The sequence below is a fragment of the Pseudomonas sp. R3-52-08 genome (genome assembly GCF_003851745.1).
In the GTDB taxonomy this organism is placed as follows: domain Bacteria; phylum Pseudomonadota; class Gammaproteobacteria; order Pseudomonadales; family Pseudomonadaceae; genus Aquipseudomonas.
The window spans coordinates 91,495-112,357 of the sequence record NZ_CP027730.1 but is presented as its reverse complement, the minus strand read 5'-3'; the positions used below and the strand labels follow the sequence as shown (position 1 = coordinate 112,357).

The 20,863-nt window shown below is 60.2% G+C and carries 20 protein-coding genes; 15 read left to right on the top strand and 5 right to left on the bottom strand.

The window, feature by feature from the left end; translation table 11 throughout:
• The first annotated feature begins 232 nt into the window (after positions 1–232).
• The 15 genes from C4J91_RS00535 (at position 233) to C4J91_RS00465 (ending at position 16,136) form a co-directional block, all read left to right on the top strand.
• Positions 233–1,726 carry an acetyl-CoA hydrolase/transferase family protein gene (locus C4J91_RS00535; protein WP_124360668.1) on the top strand — a complete coding sequence of 498 codons (1,494 nt, stop codon included), beginning with the start codon at positions 233–235 and terminating at the stop codon, positions 1,724–1,726.
• Positions 1,727–2,045: 319 nt separating this feature from the next.
• The gene (locus C4J91_RS00530) at positions 2,046–2,261 is read left to right on the top strand and encodes a DUF1127 domain-containing protein (RefSeq protein ID WP_003187413.1); all 216 of its coding nucleotides are present in this window, start codon (positions 2,046–2,048) and stop codon (positions 2,259–2,261) included.
• A gap of 330 nt (positions 2,262–2,591) precedes the next feature.
• Positions 2,592–2,912 carry a DUF2388 domain-containing protein gene (locus C4J91_RS00525; RefSeq protein ID WP_124360667.1) on the top strand — a complete coding sequence of 107 codons (321 nt, stop codon included), beginning with the start codon at positions 2,592–2,594 and terminating at the stop codon, positions 2,910–2,912.
• 81 nt (positions 2,913–2,993) lie between these two features.
• The gene (locus C4J91_RS00520; protein ID WP_124360666.1) at positions 2,994–3,302 is read left to right on the top strand and encodes a DUF2388 domain-containing protein; all 309 of its coding nucleotides are present in this window, start codon (positions 2,994–2,996) and stop codon (positions 3,300–3,302) included.
• A gap of 38 nt (positions 3,303–3,340) precedes the next feature.
• The gene (locus C4J91_RS00515; RefSeq protein ID WP_124360665.1) at positions 3,341–3,661 is read left to right on the top strand and encodes a DUF2388 domain-containing protein; all 321 of its coding nucleotides are present in this window, start codon (positions 3,341–3,343) and stop codon (positions 3,659–3,661) included.
• A complete protein-coding gene (locus C4J91_RS00510; protein ID WP_124360664.1) occupies positions 3,658–5,619 on the top strand; it encodes a DUF4105 domain-containing protein in 1,962 nt (653 codons plus the stop codon). The genes C4J91_RS00515 and C4J91_RS00510 overlap by 4 nt, the downstream gene beginning before the upstream one ends.
• 369 nt (positions 5,620–5,988) lie before the next feature.
• Positions 5,989–7,296: a CitMHS family transporter gene (locus C4J91_RS00505; RefSeq protein WP_049710719.1), complete on the top strand. Its 1,308-nt coding sequence runs from the start codon at positions 5,989–5,991 to the stop codon at positions 7,294–7,296.
• 68 nt (positions 7,297–7,364) lie between these two features.
• Positions 7,365–8,132, top strand: a complete 768-nt coding sequence (locus tag C4J91_RS00500; RefSeq protein ID WP_124360663.1) for a TerC family protein — start codon at positions 7,365–7,367, stop codon at positions 8,130–8,132.
• Between the two features lie 251 nt (positions 8,133–8,383).
• Positions 8,384–10,042 carry a Na/Pi cotransporter family protein gene (locus C4J91_RS00495; protein WP_124360662.1) on the top strand — a complete coding sequence of 553 codons (1,659 nt, stop codon included), beginning with the start codon at positions 8,384–8,386 and terminating at the stop codon, positions 10,040–10,042.
• A gap of 58 nt (positions 10,043–10,100) precedes the next feature.
• Entirely contained in the window at positions 10,101–11,483 is a 1,383-nt protein-coding gene (locus tag C4J91_RS00490; RefSeq protein ID WP_124360661.1) for a pitrilysin family protein, read from the top strand.
• A 70-nt stretch (positions 11,484–11,553) separates the two neighbouring features.
• A complete protein-coding gene (locus C4J91_RS00485; RefSeq protein ID WP_124360660.1) occupies positions 11,554–12,585 on the top strand; it encodes a DUF5924 family protein in 1,032 nt (343 codons plus the stop codon).
• A gap of 54 nt (positions 12,586–12,639) precedes the next feature.
• Positions 12,640–13,788: an ABC transporter permease gene (locus C4J91_RS00480; RefSeq protein WP_124360659.1), complete on the top strand. Its 1,149-nt coding sequence runs from the start codon at positions 12,640–12,642 to the stop codon at positions 13,786–13,788.
• Positions 13,785–14,588 (top strand): ABC transporter ATP-binding protein, encoded by an 804-nt coding sequence (locus C4J91_RS00475; RefSeq protein WP_124360658.1) that lies wholly within the window; start codon positions 13,785–13,787, stop codon positions 14,586–14,588. The genes C4J91_RS00480 and C4J91_RS00475 overlap by 4 nt, the downstream gene beginning before the upstream one ends.
• A 1-nt stretch (position 14,589) precedes the next feature.
• The gene (locus tag C4J91_RS00470) at positions 14,590–15,528 is read left to right on the top strand and encodes an MlaD family protein (protein WP_124360657.1); all 939 of its coding nucleotides are present in this window, start codon (positions 14,590–14,592) and stop codon (positions 15,526–15,528) included.
• Positions 15,525–16,136 carry an ABC-type transport auxiliary lipoprotein family protein gene (locus C4J91_RS00465; RefSeq protein ID WP_124360656.1) on the top strand — a complete coding sequence of 204 codons (612 nt, stop codon included), beginning with the start codon at positions 15,525–15,527 and terminating at the stop codon, positions 16,134–16,136. Before C4J91_RS00470 ends, C4J91_RS00465 begins: the two co-directional genes overlap by 4 nt.
• Positions 16,137–16,229: 93 nt before the next feature.
• Here the strand turns inward: C4J91_RS00465 and C4J91_RS00460 are convergent, their stop codons facing one another.
• The 5 genes from C4J91_RS00460 to C4J91_RS00440 all read right to left on the bottom strand — a co-directional run bounded on the left by C4J91_RS00460 (position 16,230) and on the right by C4J91_RS00440 (position 20,602).
• Positions 16,230–17,459 carry a nucleoside recognition domain-containing protein gene (locus C4J91_RS00460; RefSeq protein ID WP_048721443.1) on the bottom strand — a complete coding sequence of 410 codons (1,230 nt, stop codon included), beginning with the start codon at positions 17,457–17,459 and terminating at the stop codon, positions 16,230–16,232.
• A gap of 98 nt (positions 17,460–17,557) precedes the next feature.
• The gene (gltP, locus tag C4J91_RS00455; protein WP_124360655.1) at positions 17,558–18,889 is read right to left on the bottom strand and encodes a glutamate/aspartate:proton symporter GltP; all 1,332 of its coding nucleotides are present in this window, start codon (positions 18,887–18,889) and stop codon (positions 17,558–17,560) included.
• Between the two features lie 715 nt (positions 18,890–19,604).
• A complete protein-coding gene (locus C4J91_RS00450; RefSeq protein WP_124360654.1) occupies positions 19,605–20,072 on the bottom strand; it encodes an inhibitor of vertebrate lysozyme family protein in 468 nt (155 codons plus the stop codon).
• Between the two features lie 2 nt (positions 20,073–20,074).
• Entirely contained in the window at positions 20,075–20,239 is a 165-nt protein-coding gene (locus C4J91_RS00445) for a DUF1328 domain-containing protein (protein ID WP_003170804.1), read from the bottom strand.
• 78 nt (positions 20,240–20,317) lie between these two features.
• Positions 20,318–20,602: a hypothetical protein gene (locus C4J91_RS00440; RefSeq protein ID WP_124360653.1), complete on the bottom strand. Its 285-nt coding sequence runs from the start codon at positions 20,600–20,602 to the stop codon at positions 20,318–20,320.
• Positions 20,603–20,863 lie beyond the last annotated feature (261 nt).

Genomic DNA, 20,863 nt, shown 5'->3' with positions numbered 1-20,863 from the left:
CTGCGCCAGCGCAATACCCCAAACCCTGGCCTCACGTAGGCTGGGGTTTTTTCGTTCCCATGCTCTGCGTGGGAATGCAGCCGGGGACATTGCACGTCCCGCTTTGCACACTCATATGAAACCCGACCAAAGGCTCTAAATCGCTACTCGGCATTCGACCATGGTAGCGGGCCGAAACTTTTTGAAATCACTACACTGCCCACCTTGCTTCCGTAGCCTGAGATGACCATTCATGTACCGTGATCGTATCCGCTTGCCTTCGTTGTTGAACAAGGTCATGAGCGCGGCAGACGCCGCAGCACTGATCGAGGACGGCATGACCGTCGGCATGAGCGGCTTCACCCGCGCCGGTGAAGCCAAGGCCGTTCCTCACGCCCTGGCCGAGCGCGCCAAGACTTCCCCGCTGAAAATCACCCTGATGACCGGCGCCAGCCTGGGCAACGACCTGGACAAGCAATTGACCGAAGCCGGCGTACTCTCACGACGCATGCCTTTTCAAGTCGACAGCACGCTGCGCAAGGCGATCAACGCGGGTGAGGTGATGTTTATCGACCAGCACCTGTCGGAAACCGTCGAGCAGTTGCGCAATAACCAGCTCAAGTTGCCGGACATCGCGGTAATCGAAGCCGTTGCAATCACCGAGCTTGGGCATATCGTGCCCACCACCTCGGTAGGCAACTCGGCCAGCTTCGCGATTTTCGCCAAGCAGGTGATCGTCGAGATCAACCTGGCGCATAACCCGAACCTGGAAGGGCTGCACGATATTTACATCCCCTCCTACCGGCCCACCCGCACGCCGATTCCACTGGTTAAAGTCGACGATCGCATTGGCAGCCCGGCGATTCCTATCCCGCCCGAGAAGATCGTCGCCATCGTGATCACCAACCAGGCCGATTCGGCGTCCACCGTAACGCCACCCGACAGTGATACCCAAGGCATCGCCAATCACCTGATCAACTTTCTGAAACAGGAAGTAGACGCCGGCCGCATGACCAACAAGCTCGGCCCGCTGCAGGCCGGTATCGGCAATATCGCTAACGCGGTGATGTGTGGCCTGATTGACTCGCCGTTCGAAGACTTGACCATGTATTCGGAAGTGCTGCAGGACTCGACGTTCGACTTGATCGACGCCGGCAAGCTGAGCTTCGCCTCCGGCAGCTCGATTACCCTGTCAGAGCGGCGCAATGCCGACGTGTTCGGCAATCTTGAGCACTACAAGGACAAATTGGTGCTGCGCCCGCAGGAAATTTCCAACCATCCTGAAGTGGTGCGTCGCCTGGGCATTATTGGTATCAACACCGCGTTGGAGTTCGATATCTACGGCAACGTCAATTCCACCCACGTTTGCGGCACGCGAATGATGAACGGCATTGGCGGCTCCGGCGACTTTGCGCGCAATGCGCACCTGGCGATCTTCGTGACCAAGTCGATTGCCAAAGGCGGCGCGATTTCCAGCGTGGTACCGATGGTGAGCCACGTGGACCACACCGAACATGACGTAGACATCCTGGTGACCGAAGTGGGCCTGGCCGACTTGCGTGGCCTGGCGCCACGGGAGCGGGCCCGGGTGATCATCGACAACTGTGTGCACCCGGCGTATCGCGATGCGCTGAACAGTTACTTCGAGGCCGCCTGCGCGCTTGGCGGGCATACCCCGCACATCCTGCGTGATGCACTGAGTTGGCACATTAACCTGGAAGAAACCGGACACATGCTCAAGGCTTGAGGGGGTACACAACCGGGTTGATGCCTAGACAGTTTCATCGACCCGGTCGCTTAAACGGTGGTTACGTAAAAAACTGTACTGCTGTACCGGTCATTTCCTACCGAAATATCCTACGCTCCTCCTCTGAAATGCCTATTTCGCACTGTTTCAGTGCGAGCAGGTACAGTTTCCCTCATTTCGTACCGTACAGCCTCTATAAACAGTTAACTGGCCCCTCACAATACAAGTGAACTGTATCTAGAGAGTCTTGCGCGGGAGGAGGATGATTGGCATCAGTTAAACCACTACCTAATCCCGCCACAAGCGGAAGGATGTCATCATGGAACGTACACTCAGTTCCGAACTGTTCTTCGAAGAAAAAGCTGTTAACACCCAGGCTTCCCTGCCTCTGCGCGTTCTCGCCAACCTGATGTTGTGGCAGCGCCGCATCTCCAGCCGCCACCAACTGGCTCGCCTGGATTCGCGTCTGCTGGCTGATGCCGGTATCAGCGAAGCTCAACGCTACGAAGAGCTGAGCAAGCCGTTCTGGCGCTGATTGGCGCTCGCTGGCCCTGACCTGTCGGGTCCACTGCCAGCACTCTGATTTGTCAAAGCAAAGCCCGCCCCGGGAAACCGGAGGCGGGCTTTGCTGTTTCTGATGCGATGCAATTGATACAGCGACGATCTGCCGAACCAATACAGTTTTTATATTTTAAAATATAACCATAACAGTTAAACGACGACTTCCGAATGGACATGCGGTGGCCTAATATCCAATCACTACGTGGCGAACCTTGTAGAGCGGGCGTCAGATGCCCAATTGCCAACGTCCGTTTCATTGTGGCCGTTCTGTGCCACTTTATTTGCCATCTACAGGAGTTACTCCATGTCCCGTCTTCGCCTGCTGTGCACCGCCGCCCTGTTGGCCGTTGCTGCCAATGCCAACGCGAGCAGCTTTATCGTCACCACCGATTCGATCGTTGGCGCACTGAAAGCCACCTCCGACGCCACCTCTGATGCCACATCCTCACTGCGCGACAACAAAGTGGTGCGAGCCGCCCGTGACGACGCGGCCAGTTTTGTCGCCAGCGAAGGCGCCATCCGAGGTGTGAAACTGGAAAGCGCCCTGGCCCAGATCCGCCAGCAGGCACCGCAGTTGAGCACCGCCACCGACGCTCAATTGGCCCAGGCCATCCTGGCGATCTAAAGCCAGGGGAAGGGCCAGTCGCACTGGCCCTCATCCGGTCATTGCGCTAGCCTTGGCGCTCGTTTTCAGTTGTCGAGTCCCATGGCTTTTTCATACCGCCTATTGATTGTTCCTGTGATGTTCTGCGCCTGCTGGGCACCGCCGGCTTCGGCCTTTGACGTGTCCATCCAGAGCACCGTTGTCAGCGCGTACGCCACCAGCAAGGTGACCTCTGCGCCGTTCGACAACAAGTTGGTACGGGTTGCCAAGGATGATGCTGCTGCTTTCATTGCCACTGACGGCCAATGGCGGGGCGCACGCTTGGAGTCCGCGCTGGATTACCTGCGCCGTACCCAGCCAAAACTTCATGCGAGCGACCTTGAACTGGCGCAGGCAATTCTCGTCCAATAATCATCTTTGTATGTCCATCTTTGTATTGGAGTCACCCCATGCGTAGCCCGTTGATCATCGCCGCCCTCGGCCTGCTGTTTTTGACCGATGTCGCCCAGGCGCAAACCCTGAAGGCCACCAGTAACATCATCGTCCGTGCTTCGGCGCGCACTATTGATTTCACCTCGGACACCACCACCTCCATCCGCGACTCCAAGATCGTGCGTGAAGCCCACGATGATGCCGCCAGTTTCGTCGCCACCAACGGCGAGATCCGTGGTGCGCAGCTCGAAGCGGCCTTCGACACTTTGCGCACCCGCGTGCCAGAAGCCCGTGATGCCAGTGACCAGACGCTCGCCGAAGCTATTCTCGCTCTGTGAGGCGAATCAATGCCTGGCTCCTGGCCGGGGCCGTGCTGCTGTGTGCCGGTACAGCCCAGGCCAGCCTGCAGCTGCGGCTCAAGACCGATGGCTTGAGCCCGGCGGAACAGCAGGCCAGCCAGGCGCTGCTCGATGAAGCGATGGGCGCCTTGCCGCCGCGTTTCATCGAGCAGTTGGACCGCCGTATCGACGTCGGCTGGACCGATAAGATGCCTGAAAACGCTTATGGCCAGGCCTCCCTGGTGTCCGAACTGGACCTCAACCAGAACCTGCTTGCCAGCCTGACTGACGGCAGCGCCGCCACGCAGAAAACCAACCGCCCCCACGGCACCGTGCGCAAGGAAATGCTCGCCACCGTGCTGCATGAACTTACCCACATCTATGACCGTGCGCGCCTGTGGTCCAAAGACGAGCGCGCCCTGATCCAGCGCTGCAGCCGCCAGAACAGCATCACCGGTTTGATTGGCCTGCCCGATCAATGCCGTGGCCAGAACGACCGGCGCTTCACGCTCAGTGACGACCCACGCTTGCTGGACCTCGCCGGTTGGCCGCAATACGTCGGCCGTCGCGGCGAACGTGAACAGCACAATAACCAGGTGGTGCGCAGCCCGGACATCTACGAAACCACCAGCCCGCTGGAGTTCGTCGCGGTCAACATGGAGTACTTCCTCCTCGACCCCAGCTACGCCTGCCGCCGTCCCGCGCTGGCGCGCTATTACAAGGAACACTTCGGCTGGGCACCGCCGGGGCAGGACACCTGTGGCAATACCTACGCGTTTTTGAACGCCGGCAATGACTTCGCCAAGACCCCGCTGGGCCATATCGACCCGGAGCGCGTGTACGAAATCGACTACCTGCTCGCCGAAGCCAACCAGAATCTGGTAAGCCGCTGGGGCCACAGCATGCTACGCCTGGTGATCTGCGCGCCGGGCCGTCCGCGCGGGCCGGATTGCCGGCTGGACCTGGATCAGCATCTGGTGTTGTCCTACCGCGCCTTCGTCGGTGACGTACAGCTGTCGAGCTGGGACGGCCTGGTGGGCAAATACCCGTCGCGCCTGTTTGTGCTGCCGTTGGCCCAAGTCATCGACGAATACACCAAGACCGAGCTGCGCGGCTTGGCATCCGTGCCGCTGAAGCTCAACCGCCAGGAAATCAACGACACGGTCGAACATGCCGCCGAGATGCACTGGAGCTACGACGGCAACTACTTCTTTATTTCCAACAACTGCGCGGTAGAAAGCCTGAAGCTGTTGCGCAGCGGCAGCGCCAACCCGCAATTGACCGGCCTGGACAACATCACCCCCAACGGTTTGCTGGAAGTCCTCAGCGCCCGTGGGTTGGCCGATACCAGCGTGCTGAACGACAAGCGCGAGGCGTTGCGCCTGGGTTACCACTTCGACTCGTTCCGCGAGCGCTACCAGGCGATGTTCGATGTACTGCGCAAGCGTCTGCCGATCAAGCAGACCCAAGTCGAGGAGTGGCTGTCGCTGAATGCGCAAGAGCGCCGCCAATGGTTCAGCCAGGCCGACTTGCGCACCAGCGCCGCGTTGCTGTTGCTGGAACAAGCCAGCTATCGCAAACAACTGATGCTCGCCCAGGACGAAGTCAAACAACGCTACCTCAATGCCCGGGAGCTGAAAAACGGCGGCATGGAGAAAGCCAATAACACGCTGCAGCAAATTCTCGCCAACAGCGGCTTCCTCAGCCGTCCGGCCGAACTGCTCGACAGTGGCGGCTACGGCCTGCCGCAACCTTCAGAAGCCAAGCGGCTGGAATCGGAAAGTGCCGAGCGCCAGAAGCAATTGCAATCGCTGACCGGCGAACTGGATAAAGAGGTAAGGGCGCTGCTCGAGCCTGCCCGTGCTGCCGAGATTGCCGCTTGCGAAGCCAATCTCAAGCAGATGGGCGAACATCTGCGGGCGTTGCACAAGGCGGCCGGTGGCCTCGAACTGCCCTGAAGATTCAGCGGTACGCAAAACCCAATTGTGGGAGGGGGCTTGCTCCCGATGGCATTGGGTCAGCTGATACATGTGCCGGCTGATCCACCGCAATCGGGAGCAAGCCCCCTCCCACACTTTTTATCTGAATAAGCCTCACGACCGTATATCTCCTGTTTTCTCAGCGAAAGCTGGCTGAAAGCTTACCCGTCTAGGATCACCCCCACTGTCGGCAACAGACCGACTGTTAACAACAACAATGGTGATTCCCGATGTCCGCCCGTACCCGCCTGTTTGCCCCAACTCCCCCCGTACGCCACGTGTCTTTCGTTCTGCGCTGACCCCATCCGGTTCGCCATTCCCTAGCCGCGCTACGCCTGGAGTATTCCTATGCTGACTTTCCTTGGCTTCGCCATGGTCATCACGTTCATGTTCCTGATCATGACCAAGCGCCTGTCTGCGCTGATCGCCTTGATCATCGTGCCTATCCTGTTCGCGCTGTTCGGCGGCTTCGCGCCGAAGATCGGCCCGATGATGCTCGAAGGCATCACCAAGCTCGCGCCGACCGGCGTGATGCTGATGTTCGCCATCCTCTACTTTGCCCTGATGATCGACTCCGGCCTGTTCGACCCGGCCGTGCGCAAGATCCTCAAGATGGTCAAGGGCGACCCGTTGAAAGTCTCGGTCGGCACCGCCGTGCTGGCCCTGGTGGTGTCCCTCGACGGTGACGGCGCCACCACTTACATGATCTGCGTCGCCGCCATGTTGCCGCTGTACCAGCGCATCGGCATGAGCCCGCGGATCATGGCCGGCCTGATCATTCTTGCCGGTGGCGTAATGAACATGACCCCCTGGGGTGGCCCGACGGCCCGCGCCGCCAGTGCGCTGCATGTGGACCCTTCGGACATCTTCGTGCCGATGATCCCCGCCATGGCCGCAGGCGTGGTGGCGATCCTGGTGATTGCCTATATGTACGGCAAGCGCGAGCGCGCCCGCCTGGGTGAACTGCACCTGCAGGGCGACGAGATCGACCACAGCGACATCAGCGTGTCGCAATTCCCCGATGCCCGCCGTCCGAAGCTGATCTGGTTCAACGGCGCGCTGACCCTTGCCCTGATGTGCACGCTGATCGCCGGCCTGTTGCCGCTGCCGGTGCTGTTCATGGTGGCGTTCAGTATCGCGATGATCGTCAACTACCCGTGCCTGCAACAACAGAAAGACCGCGTCGCGGCCCACGCCGGCAGCGTATTGGCAGTGGTCGGGTTGATCTTCGCCGCCGGCATCTTCACCGGCATCCTGTCGGGCACTGGCATGGTCGACGCCATGTCCAAGAGCCTGCTGGCGGTCATCCCTGAAGCCATGGGCCCGTACCTGGCGGTGATCACGGCGCTGGTGAGCATGCCGTTTACCTTCTTCATGTCCAACGATGCGTTCTACTATGGCGTGCTGCCGGTACTGGCCGAAGCCGCCAGCCACTACGGCATAACCGCCGTGGAAATGGCCCGCGCCTCGATCGTCGGGCAACCGGTGCATCTGCTGAGCCCACTGGTACCCTCGACCTACCTGCTGGTCGCCCTGGCGGGTATCGAGTTTGGCGATCACCAGCGCTTCACCCTCAAGTGGGCAGTACTGGTATGCCTGTGCATAATGTTCGCCGCGTTGCTGATGGGGATTTTTCCGCTGTTCAGCACTCTATAATCGTACCGACTCACCTACCGCGCGGCGCTACAGCTTGCGCGGTCTAACACTTGCTCAAAGGAATACACATGGAATGGCTGACCAATCCGGAAATCTGGATTGCCTTCTTCACCCTGACGGCCCTCGAGATCGTCCTGGGCATCGATAACATCATCATGATTTCGATCCTGGTCAGCCGCATGCCCAAGCACATGCAGGCGCGCACCCGGATCTTCGGCCTCGCCCTGGCGATGGTCACGCGCATCCTGTTGCTGCTGTCGATCACCTGGGTCATGCAACTGACCGCCGACCTGTTCGTAGTGTTCGGCGAGGGCATTTCCGGTCGCGACCTGATCCTGTTCTTCGGTGGCCTGTTCCTGTTGTGGAAAAGCTCCCAGGAGATGTACCACGCCTTGGAAGGTGAAGATGAAACCAACGACGAGCCTAAAGGCGCCGGCGGCAAATTCATCTACACCATCATCCAGATTGCGATCATCGACATTGTGTTCTCCCTGGATTCGGTCATCACCGCCGTCGGCATGGTTTCCCATGTGCCGGTAATGATTGCCGCTATCGTGGTTGCCGTACTGGTGATGATGCTGGCCGCTGGCACCATCAGCGAATTCATCGACAAGCACCCGTCGCTGAAGATGCTGGCGCTGTCGTTCCTGCTGGTAGTGGGTACCGTGCTGATCGCTGAATCCTTCGACGTGCACGTGCCAAAAGGCTACGTCTACTTCGCCATGGCGTTCTCGCTGGCAGTGGAAGCCGTGAACATCAAGATGCGCACTGCCATCGCGAAAAAGAAGAAACAGCAGGACCCGGTGAAACTGCGCAAGGACGTTCCGGGTCAATAAACCTGTAGGAGCGAGCTTGCTCGCGAAGAACCCAAGGACAACGCGTTAAACCAGGCAGTACGCGTAATCGTTGACGTTCTTCGCGAGCAAGCTCGCTCCTACATATGACAGTTTTGTTTCAATCCGGAGTTTAGCTATGCGATGCTGGCGCAGAGCCCATTCGCCAACTACAGCTTAAGTACAAGACGTAGAACGGCACGCGGCAACTTTCCTTCGCTCCTGTTGGAGCGCACCCACACGGGGGGCCGAGCATGCTGACCCTGCTCAATCTGCTTTCCGCCGTGACCCTGCTTATCTGGGGCACGCACATCGTCCGTACCGGCATCCTGCGGGTCTACGGCTCCAACCTGCGCCAAGTCATCGGGCAGAACATGTCCAAGCGCTGGCTGGCGTTTGTCGCCGGTATCCTGGTAACGGCCATGGTGCAGAGCAGCAATGCCACGGCGATGCTGGTGACGTCCTTTGTCGGCCAAGGCTTGATGAGCCTGACGCCCGCCTTGGCCACCATGCTCGGCGCCGACGTCGGTACCGCGTTGATGGCGCGGGTACTCACCCTGGATCTGTCCTGGTTGTCGCCGCTGCTGATCTTTCTCGGGGTGATTTTTTTCCTGTCGCGCAAACAGACGCGGGCCGGGCAACTCGGCCGGGTCGGGATCGGCCTCGGGCTGATCATTCTCGCCTTGCAACTGATCGTCGAAGCCGCCGGGCCGATTACCCATGCCCAAGGTGTCAAAGTCATCTTCGCTTCGCTGACCGGTGACATCCTGCTCGATGCCTTGGTCGGTGCGCTGTTCGCGATGATTTCCTACTCCAGCCTCGCCGCCGTGCTGCTGACGGCAACCCTGGCCGGTGCCGGCGTGATCGGTTTGCACGTGGCCATCGGCCTGGTGATCGGCGCCAACATCGGCAGCGGCATCCTGGCCTTTCTCAGCACCAGCATGCAGAACACCGCCGGGCGGCAAGTCGCCCTGGGCAGCCTGTTGTACAAGTTGATCGGCCTGCTGTTGATCATTCCGGTACTCGACCCACTCGTACGCTGGATGGACGGCCTGGACTACAGCACTCAGGCCATGGTCATCACGTTCCACCTGCTCTATAACGTCAGCCGCTGCCTGATTCTATTGCCCACCATCGGCCCGATGGCACGGCTGTGCGAATGGCTGCTGCCGGAGCGTCCCGAGACCGATGGCAAAGCCAAGCCGCGCCATCTGGACCTGGCCTCACTGAATACGCCGAGCCTGGCGCTGGCCAACGCCGCCCGCGAAACCCTGCGGCTCGGCGACCTGATCGACAACATGCTCACCTCGATGCAGGAAGTGCTGCGCGGCAATCAAACCGCCATCACCCAGGAAATGCGCCGTCTCAGCGATGACGTCGAGGCGCTTTACAGCGCGATCAAACTTTACCTGGCGCAAATGCCCCGTGAAGACCTGAGTGAACAGGACAACCGACGCTGGGCAGAAATCATTGAGCTGTCCATCAACCTGAAGCTGGCGGGCGACTTGATCGAGCGCATGCTGCGCAAAGTCCAGCAGCAGAAGACTTCGCAACGTCGGCAATTTTCCGAGGTCGGCCTGGAAGAACTCAGCGGCCTGCACAGCCAGTTGATCGCCAACCTGCGCCTGGGCCTGTCGGTCTTCCTCAGCGGCGATCCGGAAAGCGCCCGTCAATTACTGCGTGAGAAACGCCGCTTTCGCGCCCAGGAACGTCGCCTGGCCCACGCCCACGTCAGCCGCCTGCAGCGTAAAATCGTGCAGAGCCTGGAAACCAGTTCCCTGCACCTGGAGCTGATTGCCGACATGAAGCGCTTGAACTCGTTGTTCTGCAGCAGCGCCTATGTCGTGTTGGAAACGTCCGACACCGGCGCACTCTCTGCTGAAGATATTGCCGACATCACCCATTCGCCCTGAACGTACGCCAGCGAGCGAAGTCAGTTAACAATGGACCTCGTTCGCCAGGAAGCTTGTTATGCGTCGCCTGTTACTCGCCTGCCTGCTGCTGGGCTCGGCACACACCTTTGCCTTTGACCGCCTGCAAGTCGAGGGCTACACCTTGCCCAACGGCCTGCAACTGCTGCTCAAACCGGGCACCGAACGCGGGCATGTGGCCATCCGCCTGGTGGTTGGCGTAGGCCTGGACGATTTCAGTTGCGACCAGAAAGAACTGCCGCATCTGTTCGAACACCTGTTGTTCAGCGGCATCGATGGCGGTGGCGAAGGCAACCTCGAAGACCGCATGCAAGCCCTGGGCGGCGAATGGAACGCCTACACCAGCAACGCCGACACCACGTTCGTCATCGAGGCGCCCGCGCAGAATCAGCGCAAGGTGCTGGACCTGCTGCTGGCAATCATCACCCGCACTCAACTGACCGACGCCCATATCAACGCTGCCAAGCAGGTAGTCGAGCGCGAGGACGGCGGTCATTACTCACACTTGCAACGCTTGCTCGACCGCCAGGACCTCGGCCACAACGCCAGCAACCAGTTAGCCGTCGAGCTGGGCCTCAAGTGCGCCGAACGCGCCGAGGTCAGCCACCTCACGCGTGATCAGTTGGAGGCGCTGCGCAAAAATTGGTACGCGCCGAACAATATGACCCTGATCGTCGTCGGCGATCTGGACAAACTGCTGCCGGCCTACCTGGAACGCACCTATGGCCAACTCGACCCGGTAGAGCCGAGCGAACACCGGCCGCTGCCGCAAATCCAGCATGCCGCTGCCAGCCAGCGTGACCTGATCCACGGCTGGGTCGGCGACAACGCCAAGCTGCACTGGCTGTTCCCGGAACCGGTGCTGGACGACCAGCATGATGAAACCTACGACCTGCTCAAGGACTACCTCGACTGGGCGTTGTACCGCCAGCTGCGGCTCAGGCACGGCTTGTCCTACGGCCCGTGGACCGAACGCGAAGTGCTCGGCGGCGTCGGTTTCCTCAGCCTGAACGCCGACCTCGAACGGGACAACCTCGAGCAAGCCGAACAGGTATTGCAAGACCTCAAGGCGCAGCTGCTCAAGGACGGTCTCGACCCGGCGGTGTTCGCTCGCCTGCAGCAAGCCGCCATCGCCCGCCAGGCCTGGGCAGTGCAGGGCAACAGCGCGTTGGCCGACTATTATTGGAGCGCGGCCGGCGAATATGCCGATGGCCGCTTCGGCGACCCGGCCAAACGCATCAAGGCCGTGACCCTGGCGCAGACCAATCAGGCCATGCGCCAGGTGTTGGAGCAGCCGGGCTACTGGCGCGTCGAAAAGCCGCTGTTGAGCTATAACGCCCTGAGCTGGATCAGCGCGGGTGTGCTGGGAGTGATCATCCTGGCTGGGGCGGCGCTACGGTTTTATCGCAAACGGATCACGTAATGAGGCACCGAACAACGGACTAAGACGTTATTCTGTCTCGGATTTTTCCCACACACATTGTGAATCGTCCATGCCGAACTTACCGCCCCTTATCCAGCGCGTTATAGAACTGATCAAACGCTACCCTGGGGTGATCGCACTCGGCGGTTTCATATCGGGTGTGGGCAGCTTCATCCTGGTGGACCGCCAGCAAGGCATGGCCAGCTGGATCGCCGTGATCATGCTGGTGAGCTGGTTGTGGCTGATGCTGGAAAACAGCTTCACGCAACTGTTCACCAAGCTGTTCAACCGAGAAATACCCGAACCGCTGCTGCGCTATGCCACCCAGATGATCCACCAGGAAAGTCTGTTTTTCGTGCTGCCGTTCTTTTTCGTCACCACGGCCTGGAACAGCGGCCAGTCGGTGTTCACCGGCCTGCTCGGCGCGGCGGCGCTGGTGTCGATCATCGACCCGCTGTACTACAAGTGGCTGGCGCCCAAGCGTTCGCTGTTCCTCGCCTTGCATACGCTGACGTTATTCGCCGCACTGCTGACCGCACTGCCGATCATCCTGCACCTGACCACCGCCGAGAGTTACAAGCTGGCCTTGGGCGTCGCCATGGCCCTGTCGATTCCGAGCCTGGCCGTCAGCCTGCCGCTGCGCAGCATCAAGGGCTGGGCGATGCTGCTGGGGGTCACGGCCGCGATCGGCTGCGCCGGCTGGCTGCTGCGAAGCTGGGTGCCACCTGCCACCCTGTGGATGACCGAAGTGGCCATCAGCACCCAGCTCCAGGACCGCACACCGGGCGACGACCTCAAGCAGGTCAGCGCCGCCCAACTGCGCAGCGGCGGGCTGTACGCCTACACCGCCATCAACGCCCCGCGCGGCCTGGATGAGCGGATCTACCATGTGTGGAAACTTAACGGCAAGGAAGTCGACCGTATTGCCCTGGATATCCATGGCGGCCGCAAGGAGGGCTACCGCGCCTGGACCCACAAGCAGAACTTCCCGCCTGATTCCGTAGGCCGCTGGCAGGTGCGGGTGCTGACCGAAGACGGCCAAGTCATTGGCGTGCTGCGCTTCAACGTCACCGACTCAGCACAAACGGACAACCCAGAGTAGGCCCGATCATGCTATTACGTAGGAATTGTGGATAGCCAAACAAGCTCGGAGCTTATGACCACTCGCACGACAGCCGGCGCGGCCCAACTCGATACGTCCAGCACACCGCCGCTGCTGCGGATTACCGGCGACTGGACGCTTGCCCACTACGCAAACCTGAAGAAGCTATCGGCCACCCTCGACGGCCGATACGACGCTGGCGCGCGCATCGACCTTAACGGCCTCGGCGCCCTGGATACCGCCGGTGCTTCGCTGCTGGTGGAGCTGCTGGGCCCCGACCGCATCGAACACTCCGCCGAGCAGACTGATTGCAGCCTGTCCGCCGCCGACCGCGCACTGCTCAAGACCGTCTACCGCTCGCTGAATGATTTTTGCGTCCCGCTCAAAGAGCCGGAAGAGAGCACTGGCATCCAAGTGCTGGCGCGCATCGGCCGCGCCGTGGACACCGTGTGGCAAGACGGGATGAAGCTGTTGGGCTTCATCGGCCTGATCCTCGAAACCTTCGTGCGCGGCATCTTGCGGCCCAAGCGCTGGCGCCTGACGCCGATGGTGGCGCATATCGAACAGACCGGTCTCGACGCCGCGCCGATCGTCGCGCTGCTGACCTTCTTGGTCGGCGCCGTCGTGGCCTTCCTCGGCGCCACCGTGCTCAAGAGCTTTGGCGCGACGGTATTCACCGTGGACCTGGTGGCGTTCTCTTTCCTACGCGAATTCGGTGTATTGCTCACCGCCATCCTGATCGCCGGCCGCACGGCCAGTGCCTTTACCGCACAGATCGGCTCGATGAAGGCCAACGAAGAGATCGACGCGATCCGCACCCTGGGCCTGGACCCCATGGAGCTGCTGGTGCTGCCACGGGTGTTGGCGCTGCTGGTGGCGCTGCCGATGCTGACGTTCCTGGCGATGCTTTCAGGGATCATCGGCGGCGGCGTGGTGTGTGCGGTGGCCCTGGATATTTCGCCAGCGATGTTTCTGTCGCTGCTGCAATCGGACATCGGCGTGCAGCATTTCCTGGTGGGCATGGTGAAAGCGCCGATTTTCGCGTTCCTGATCGCCGCGATTGGTTGCCTGGAAGGGTTCAAGGTCAGCGGCAGTGCCGAGTCAGTCGGCGCGCATACCACCTCCAGCGTGGTGCAATCGATTTTCGTGGTGATCGTGCTGGACGCGGTCGCTGCCATGTTTTTCATGGAGATGGGCTGGTGAGTCGTCTACATCGAGCGCCCACTGAGGCGGTGATTGAGGTACGCGGCCTGTGCAATCGCTTTGGCAGCCAGAGCGTGCACGAAGACCTCGACCTGGATTTGTACAAGGGTGAAATCCTGGCGGTGGTCGGCGGCTCCGGCAGCGGCAAGTCGGTGTTGCTGCGCAGCATCGTCGGCCTGCGCCGGCCCAGCGAGGGGCAAGTGCGGGTGTTCGGCAAGAACCTGCCGAGCTTGCCCGAGCGTGAACGCTCATTGGTGGAACGGCGCTTCGGCGTGCTGTTCCAGAAGGGCGCGTTGTTTTCCTCGCTGACCGTCACTGAGAACGTTGCCTTGCCGTTGATCGAGCACGCCGGGCTCAGCCGTGCGGATGCCGAGCATTTGGCGGCGGTCAAGCTGGCCCTGGCCGGGCTGCCGTTGTCGGCGGCCGACAAATACCCGGCGTCGCTGTCCGGCGGCATGATCAAGCGCGCCGCCCTGGCGCGCGCGCTGGCCCTGGATCCGGACATCCTGTTTCTCGACGAACCCACCGCCGGCCTCGACCCGATTGGCGCGGCGCAATTCGACCAACTGATCCTGACCCTGCGCGATGCGCTGGGCTTGAGTGTGTTCCTGGTGACCCACGACCTCGACACGCTGTACACCATCACCGACCGCGTGGCGGTGCTGGCGCAGAAGAAAGTGCTGGTGGCCGATGCCATCGATGTTGTCTCGGAAACCGACGACGCCTGGATTCACGAATATTTCCACGGCCCCCGAGGCCGCGCGGCATTGGATGCCGCTCAATCGCTCAACGAGGTATGACATGGAAACCCGAGCCCATCATGTGATGATCGGATTGTTCAGCGTAATTGTGGTGGTCGGCGCGATGCTGTTCGGCCTGTGGCTGGCCAAATCCAGCGTCGACAGTGCCTTTCGCGATTACGAGGTGGTGTTCAACGAAGCGGTCAGCGGCCTGTCCCAAGGCAGTTCGGTGCAGTACAGCGGGATCAAGGTGGGCGATGTCACCAGCCTGCGCCTGGACCCCAAGGACCCACGCCGAGTGCTGGCGCGCATCCGCCTGGCCGGGCAAACGCCGATCAAGGAAGACACCCAAGCCAAGCTGGCCCTGACCGGCATCACCGGCACCTCGATCATCCAGCTCAGCGGCGGCACCCCGCAAAGCCCGGAACTCAAGGGCAAGGATGGCAACCTGCCGGAAATCATCGCGTCGCCATCGCCCATCGCACGCCTGCTCAATAATAGCAACGACCTGATGACCAGCATCAACCTGCTGCTGCATAACGCCAACCAGCTGTTCTCCCGGGAAAACGTCGAACGCTTGAGCGCAACCCTGGACAATCTGCAACAAACCACCGGCGCCATCGCCGACCAGCGCGGCGACATCAAAGTGGTGATGCAGCAATTGCTGCAAGTGAGCAAACAGGCCGGCGGTGCGTTGGAGCAGACCACCGTATTGATGCGCAACGCCAACGGCTTGCTCAATGACCAAGGCAAGCAAGCCTTTGGCAGCGCGGAGCAGGCGATGAAGTCTCTTGAGCAAAGCACTGCCACCCTCAACACGTTGCTGGCCAACAACAAGGACTCGGTGAACAGCGGCCTGCAGGGCCTCAATGAGCTGGCACCGGCCGTGCGCGAACTGCGCGAAACCCTTGGTTCGCTGCGCGCCATCTCGCGCCGCCTCGAAGCCAACCCCAGCGGTTACCTGCTGGGCAGTGACAAGAACAAGGAGTTCACGCCATGAAGCCTGCTTACCGAATGATCACCCTGGCAGCCTTCGCGCTGATGAGCGCGTGCTCGATCCTGCCCAAGCCGGACCCGTCCGACGTGTACCGCCTGGCTTCGGCCCAGCCCGTCAGCCAAGGCGCGCCAGTAAGCTGGTCATTGCGCGTGACCAAGCCACAAACCAGCGAATTTCTCGACAGCCCGCGCATTGCGGTGGTGCCCAATGGCGATTTGATCAGCAGCTATGCCAACTCACGCTGGAGCGATCCGGCGCCGGTGCTGTTGCGTAATCGCCTGCTGGATGGCTTCCAGCGTGACGGCCGGGTGACGCTGTTGAGTACCGACGAGACCAACCTGCAGGCGGACTATGAGCTGGGCGGGCAGTTACAGGCGTTTCAGAGTGAATATCACGGCAAGGCCGTGGAGGTGGTGATTCGCCTGGATGCTCGACTGGTGCGCGGCAGTGATCAGCGCATCATTGCCAGTCGCCGGTTTGAGGTGAGGCAGAAGGTAGGGGATACCAAGGTCCCGGCGGTGGTGGCTGCTTTTGGGCAAGCCGGGGATCAACTGAATAAGCAGGTAGTGGATTGGGTTGTGCAGCAGGGCAACGGTGCTGTGAAACGCTGAAGGCCTCATCGGGGGCAAGCCCCCTCCCACATTTTGACCTGTGAATGCAGTTAAAGTGTGGGAGGGGGCTTGCTCCCGAAAGCAATCCGAGCCTCAACCAAAGAACCAGTAGCACACCGCAATAGCTGCCACCACCCCGGCAAACTCCGCCAACAACGCACACCCCACCGCATGCCGTGCACGCTGGATGCCCACCGAACCAAAGTACACCGCCAACACATAAAACGTGGTCTCGGTACTGCCCTGGATCGTCGCGGCCACCAACGCCGGGAAGCTGTCTACACCCTGGGTCTGCATGGTCTCGATCAGCATCGCCCGCGCCGCGCTGCCGGAGAACGGCTTGACCATCGCGGTCGGCAGCGCGTCGACAAAGCGGGTGTCCATGCCGGTCCAGGCCACCAGGTGGCGAATCCCTTCCAGGCCGAAGTCCAGCGCGCCGGACGCACGTAACACACCCACCGCACAGAGCATCGCCACCAGATAGGGCAACAGGTTCTTGGCGACGTCGAAGCCTTCCTTGGCGCCTTCGACGAAGGCCTCATACACCTTGACCTTGCGTAACGCGCCGATCACCAGGAACAGCATGATCAGGCCAAACAGCGTGAGGTTGCCAAGGATCGACGACAAGCCGGCCAGTGCGGTAGCGGACAAGGTCGCCAGCAGCGCCATGAAGCCACCCAAGACCAACGCGCCGGGAATCAGATAGGCCAGCACGACCGGGTCCCACAAGCGCAGGCGCTGCATCACCGCTACCGACAGCAGGCCGACCAGGGTCGACGCGCTGGTGGCCAGCAGGATTGGCAGGAACACCAGCGTCGGGTCGGCAGCGCCTTGCTGGGCGCGGTACATGAAGATGGTCACCGGCAACAGGGTCAGCGAGGACGCATTGAGCACCAGAAACAGGATCTGTGCATTGCTTGCCGTGTTGGGGATAGGGTTGAGTTCCTGCAGCGCCTTCATGGCTTTCAGGCCGATGGGTGTGGCGGCGTTGTCCAGGCCCAGGCCGTTGGCGGCGAAGTTGAGGGTGATCAGGCCGATGGCCGGGTGGCCGGCGGGCACTTCCGGCATCAGGCGGCGAAACAGCGGGCCCAGGGCCTTGGCCAGCCAATCGACGATCCCGGCTTTTTCGGCGATACGCAGAAAGCCCAGCCACAGCGTCAGGGTGCCGAACAGCAGCACCATGACCTCTACCGACAATTTGGCCATGGCGAAAATACTTTCCACCATCGCCGCGAAAATCCCGGCGTTACCGCCCACCAGCCATTGCGCAAGTGCTGACACCATTGCCACGACAAAGAAGCCAAGCCACAGGCCATTGAGCATCAGTTAAATCCCCCGAAAGTTGGGGCGAATGATAGCGGGGCTGGCAGAAACGACAAACCCCGGAATTATCCGGGGTTTGTGTCAGCGCATTCGCGCGATCAGCCGCGCGTGATCTCGCCGGCCGGCAGGGCCTCTTTGCTGCGCCAGTGCGGCAGCGAATTCCAGTAGCGCTCGCCCTTGGCATCGTCGTACATGCCTTCCCAGCGCGAGATAACCAGCACGGCCAAAGCGTTGCCGATCACGTTCAGCGCGGTACGCGCCATGTCCATCACACGGTCGACGCCCGCGATAAACGCCAGGCCTTCCAATGGGATGCCCACACTGCCCAGGGTCGCCAGCAACACAACGAAGGACACACCCGGCACACCGGCAATACCTTTGGAGGTGACCATCAGGGTCAGGACCAGCATCAGTTGCTGGCCGATCGACAGGTCGATGCCGTACAGCTGCGCGATGAAGATCGCGGCAATGCTCTGATACAAGGTCGAACCGTCGAGGTTGAACGAGTAACCCGTCGGCACCACGAAGCTGCAGATCGCCTTCGGCGCGCCGTAGGCTTCCATCTTCTCGATCACGCGCGGCAGCACGGTTTCAGAGCTGGCGGTGGAGTAGGCCAGCACCAGCTCATCCTTGAAGATGCGCATCAGCTTGAGGATCGAAAAACCAAACAGGCGGGCGATCATGCCCAGCACCGCAAACGCGAAGAACAGAATCGCGACGTACACCAGAATGACCAGCTTGGCCAACGGCAGCAGCGAGGCGAAGCCGAAGTTGGCGACCGTTACCGCGATCAGGGCAAATACACCGATAGGGGCGTACTTCATGATCATGTGAGTGACTTTGAACATGCTCTCGGACACGCCTTGGAACATGGTCACCAAGGGCTCGCGCAGTTCCGGCTTGAGGCTCGACAAGCCCAGGCCGAACAGCACGGAGAAGAAAATGATCGGCAGCATCTCGCCGCGCGCAACGGCAGCGAAGATGTTCGACGGGATCAGGTTGAGAATGGTCTCGATGAACGCATGCTCATGCTGCACCTCGGCGGCGGTCGCCTGGTACTTGGAGATGTCGACGGTACCCAGGGTACTCATGTCGATGCCCGCGCCCGGATGGAACAGGTTGGCGAGCAACAGGCCGACCACAATGGCGATGGTGGTGACGACTTCAAAGTAGAGGATGGTTTTGACGCCGATGCGACCGAGCTTTTTCGCGTCACCAACGCCAGCAATGCCCACGATCAGCGAGGAAATCACGATTGGGATGACAATCATCTTGATCAGGCGGATAAAGATATCGCCCGCCGGCTGCAGCACGTTGCTGATCCACCAGGCCTTTTCAGCACTGAAATGGTTGAGCACTGCGCCGATCGCGATCCCCAGTACCAAACCGATGAGGATCTGCCAGGCGAGGCTTAGCTTTGCCTTCTTCATGTCATTACCCTTACTTCAAGTGAACTTAAGGCAAATGCGCCAGCTGGACCGCTCGAAAGCGAAAAAGTGTGTGCATCTGCCTCCATGGAAGGTCACCGCAGCGTGGCCGAAATGGCTTACTGGCAGGCGAAAAAAGCCGCAACTATTCCCATGCAAGGGAGCGACGTCTAATGCCGTAAACGCCTACCCTATGCCGAATCGGCATGGACATTATTGAAAATAATTGTCTGAACGGTCAGTTCGAATGCGCCATTAAAGCGGGTGAACCTGCCGTGAAGCTGCCAATTCCGGTATGCACAGAGATACCGCATGGCTAGAGGGGTTTGCTGAAAATGCTTGGAAAATCCGCAGCCTGGCGTAAGAAACAGCCTATAGCGTCAGCAAAGTTTTCTCGATAGATGGTCGCGCCGACACACAAGGTAATGATTGGCAGGAGGAAAAACGATGAATGTCAGCTATGGGTGGCATGAAGGACTAGCGATGAACAGCATAAGCCCGCCGCAAGTTCAGCAAGCTTGAGGACTTGTGAACTTGCGTCGCAGCTTTTCACCTGACCCGGCCCTTGCGCAGGCACTCCCTGTACCCGTAGGTCGCGCCGATCCTGATCGATCAGAACAACCCGGCCCCCTGGTCATGCATCGCCCTTGGCGAGCGATACAAACAGAAAGAAGCGAACTGGCTTCTTTCTATGGACGCCGGCTCCGTGAGACGGAACCTAGTACCAATTCGGATCTTTCTTCAGCTGCTCCATCAGCAGCTTCTTCATGCCTTCGTCCGGCTTACCGAGAAAACGGTAATCGGCGTGGCGTGTTGGGGACTTGTCCGCCGGCAGGCCGGCCGGGACTTCCACCAACATCGCGTAGGCATCTTCCTTATCGAGGCTGAAGGCGACAATCAGGCGCTTGTTCAGGCAGGTATCTGCCGTTTCACACAGCGGCCCCACCAGATACTTGTCGCCATCCTCTTCGACCGCGTTCATCTGCTCAGCCGTACCCGACAGGTTCATCACCCATTCCGGCAGGCGCTCTTCTTTCTTCACCACGCCTTGCCAGGTTTTACGGTACTGCGCATCCGTGCTGAGCAATTCGTTGGCCCGGGATTGGCCGTCATTGGCAGCCATCACCAAGCCACTGCCGCTCAACAGCACGGCAGCGGCGATGGCTTTGAGGGACAAAGTGGTCATATTCAGCCTCGGCCGCGACGACCAAAGAAGAACGAAGCGATGAACATCACCAGGAACACCACGAACAGAATCTTGGCGATACCCGTGGCGGTGCCCGCGATACCACCGAAGCCCAGGACTGCAGCCACAATGGCGATGATCAGAAATGTGATTGCCCAACTCAACATGGTGATTCTCCTTAAGCTTTCATAGAGGTAACAGCAGTGATGCCATGCGACCGCTCGGCATGAGCGACGTTTTGTTGCTTAGAACACCCAGCGTTCCTGGACCGGCAGTTCGCTCAGGGTGGAATCCTGGTCTGCCACTCTCAGTTGCGGGGCGGTTACATCGACAGCCGTGCTGGCGACGGAACGAAAGTGGGTCTGGGTCATGACGGGACGTTCGAACTGCGCAGTCGGCTGCTGACTCTGCTGCCAATGCTGCATCTGCTGGCCGGCAATCAGCGTGACCATCAACGCCAGGCTGGCGAACAGGCCTTGCTGCAGATGCAGAGGCGATACACGCAATTGGCTGAGGCTTTGGCGAGTCATACTGCTTTCTCCCGCATTCTGATTATTCGTTCATGATGCTCTATGCATTACCTATTGCAGAGCGCATGCCAGGTTTATTACAAAATAAAACTCTTTAAAATCAATAAGATATAGATTATTTAAAAGCACGCCGCCCAGCATCCTGCACGATGCCCTCCCTAGGGCCGTGCGAAATGCACGATGGCCAGTGGTCGGGTCGACGGAGCGAAAGTAGCTGCAGGATTGCCGAAGCGGCGAGAAGATATGAAAACGCCACTAGCG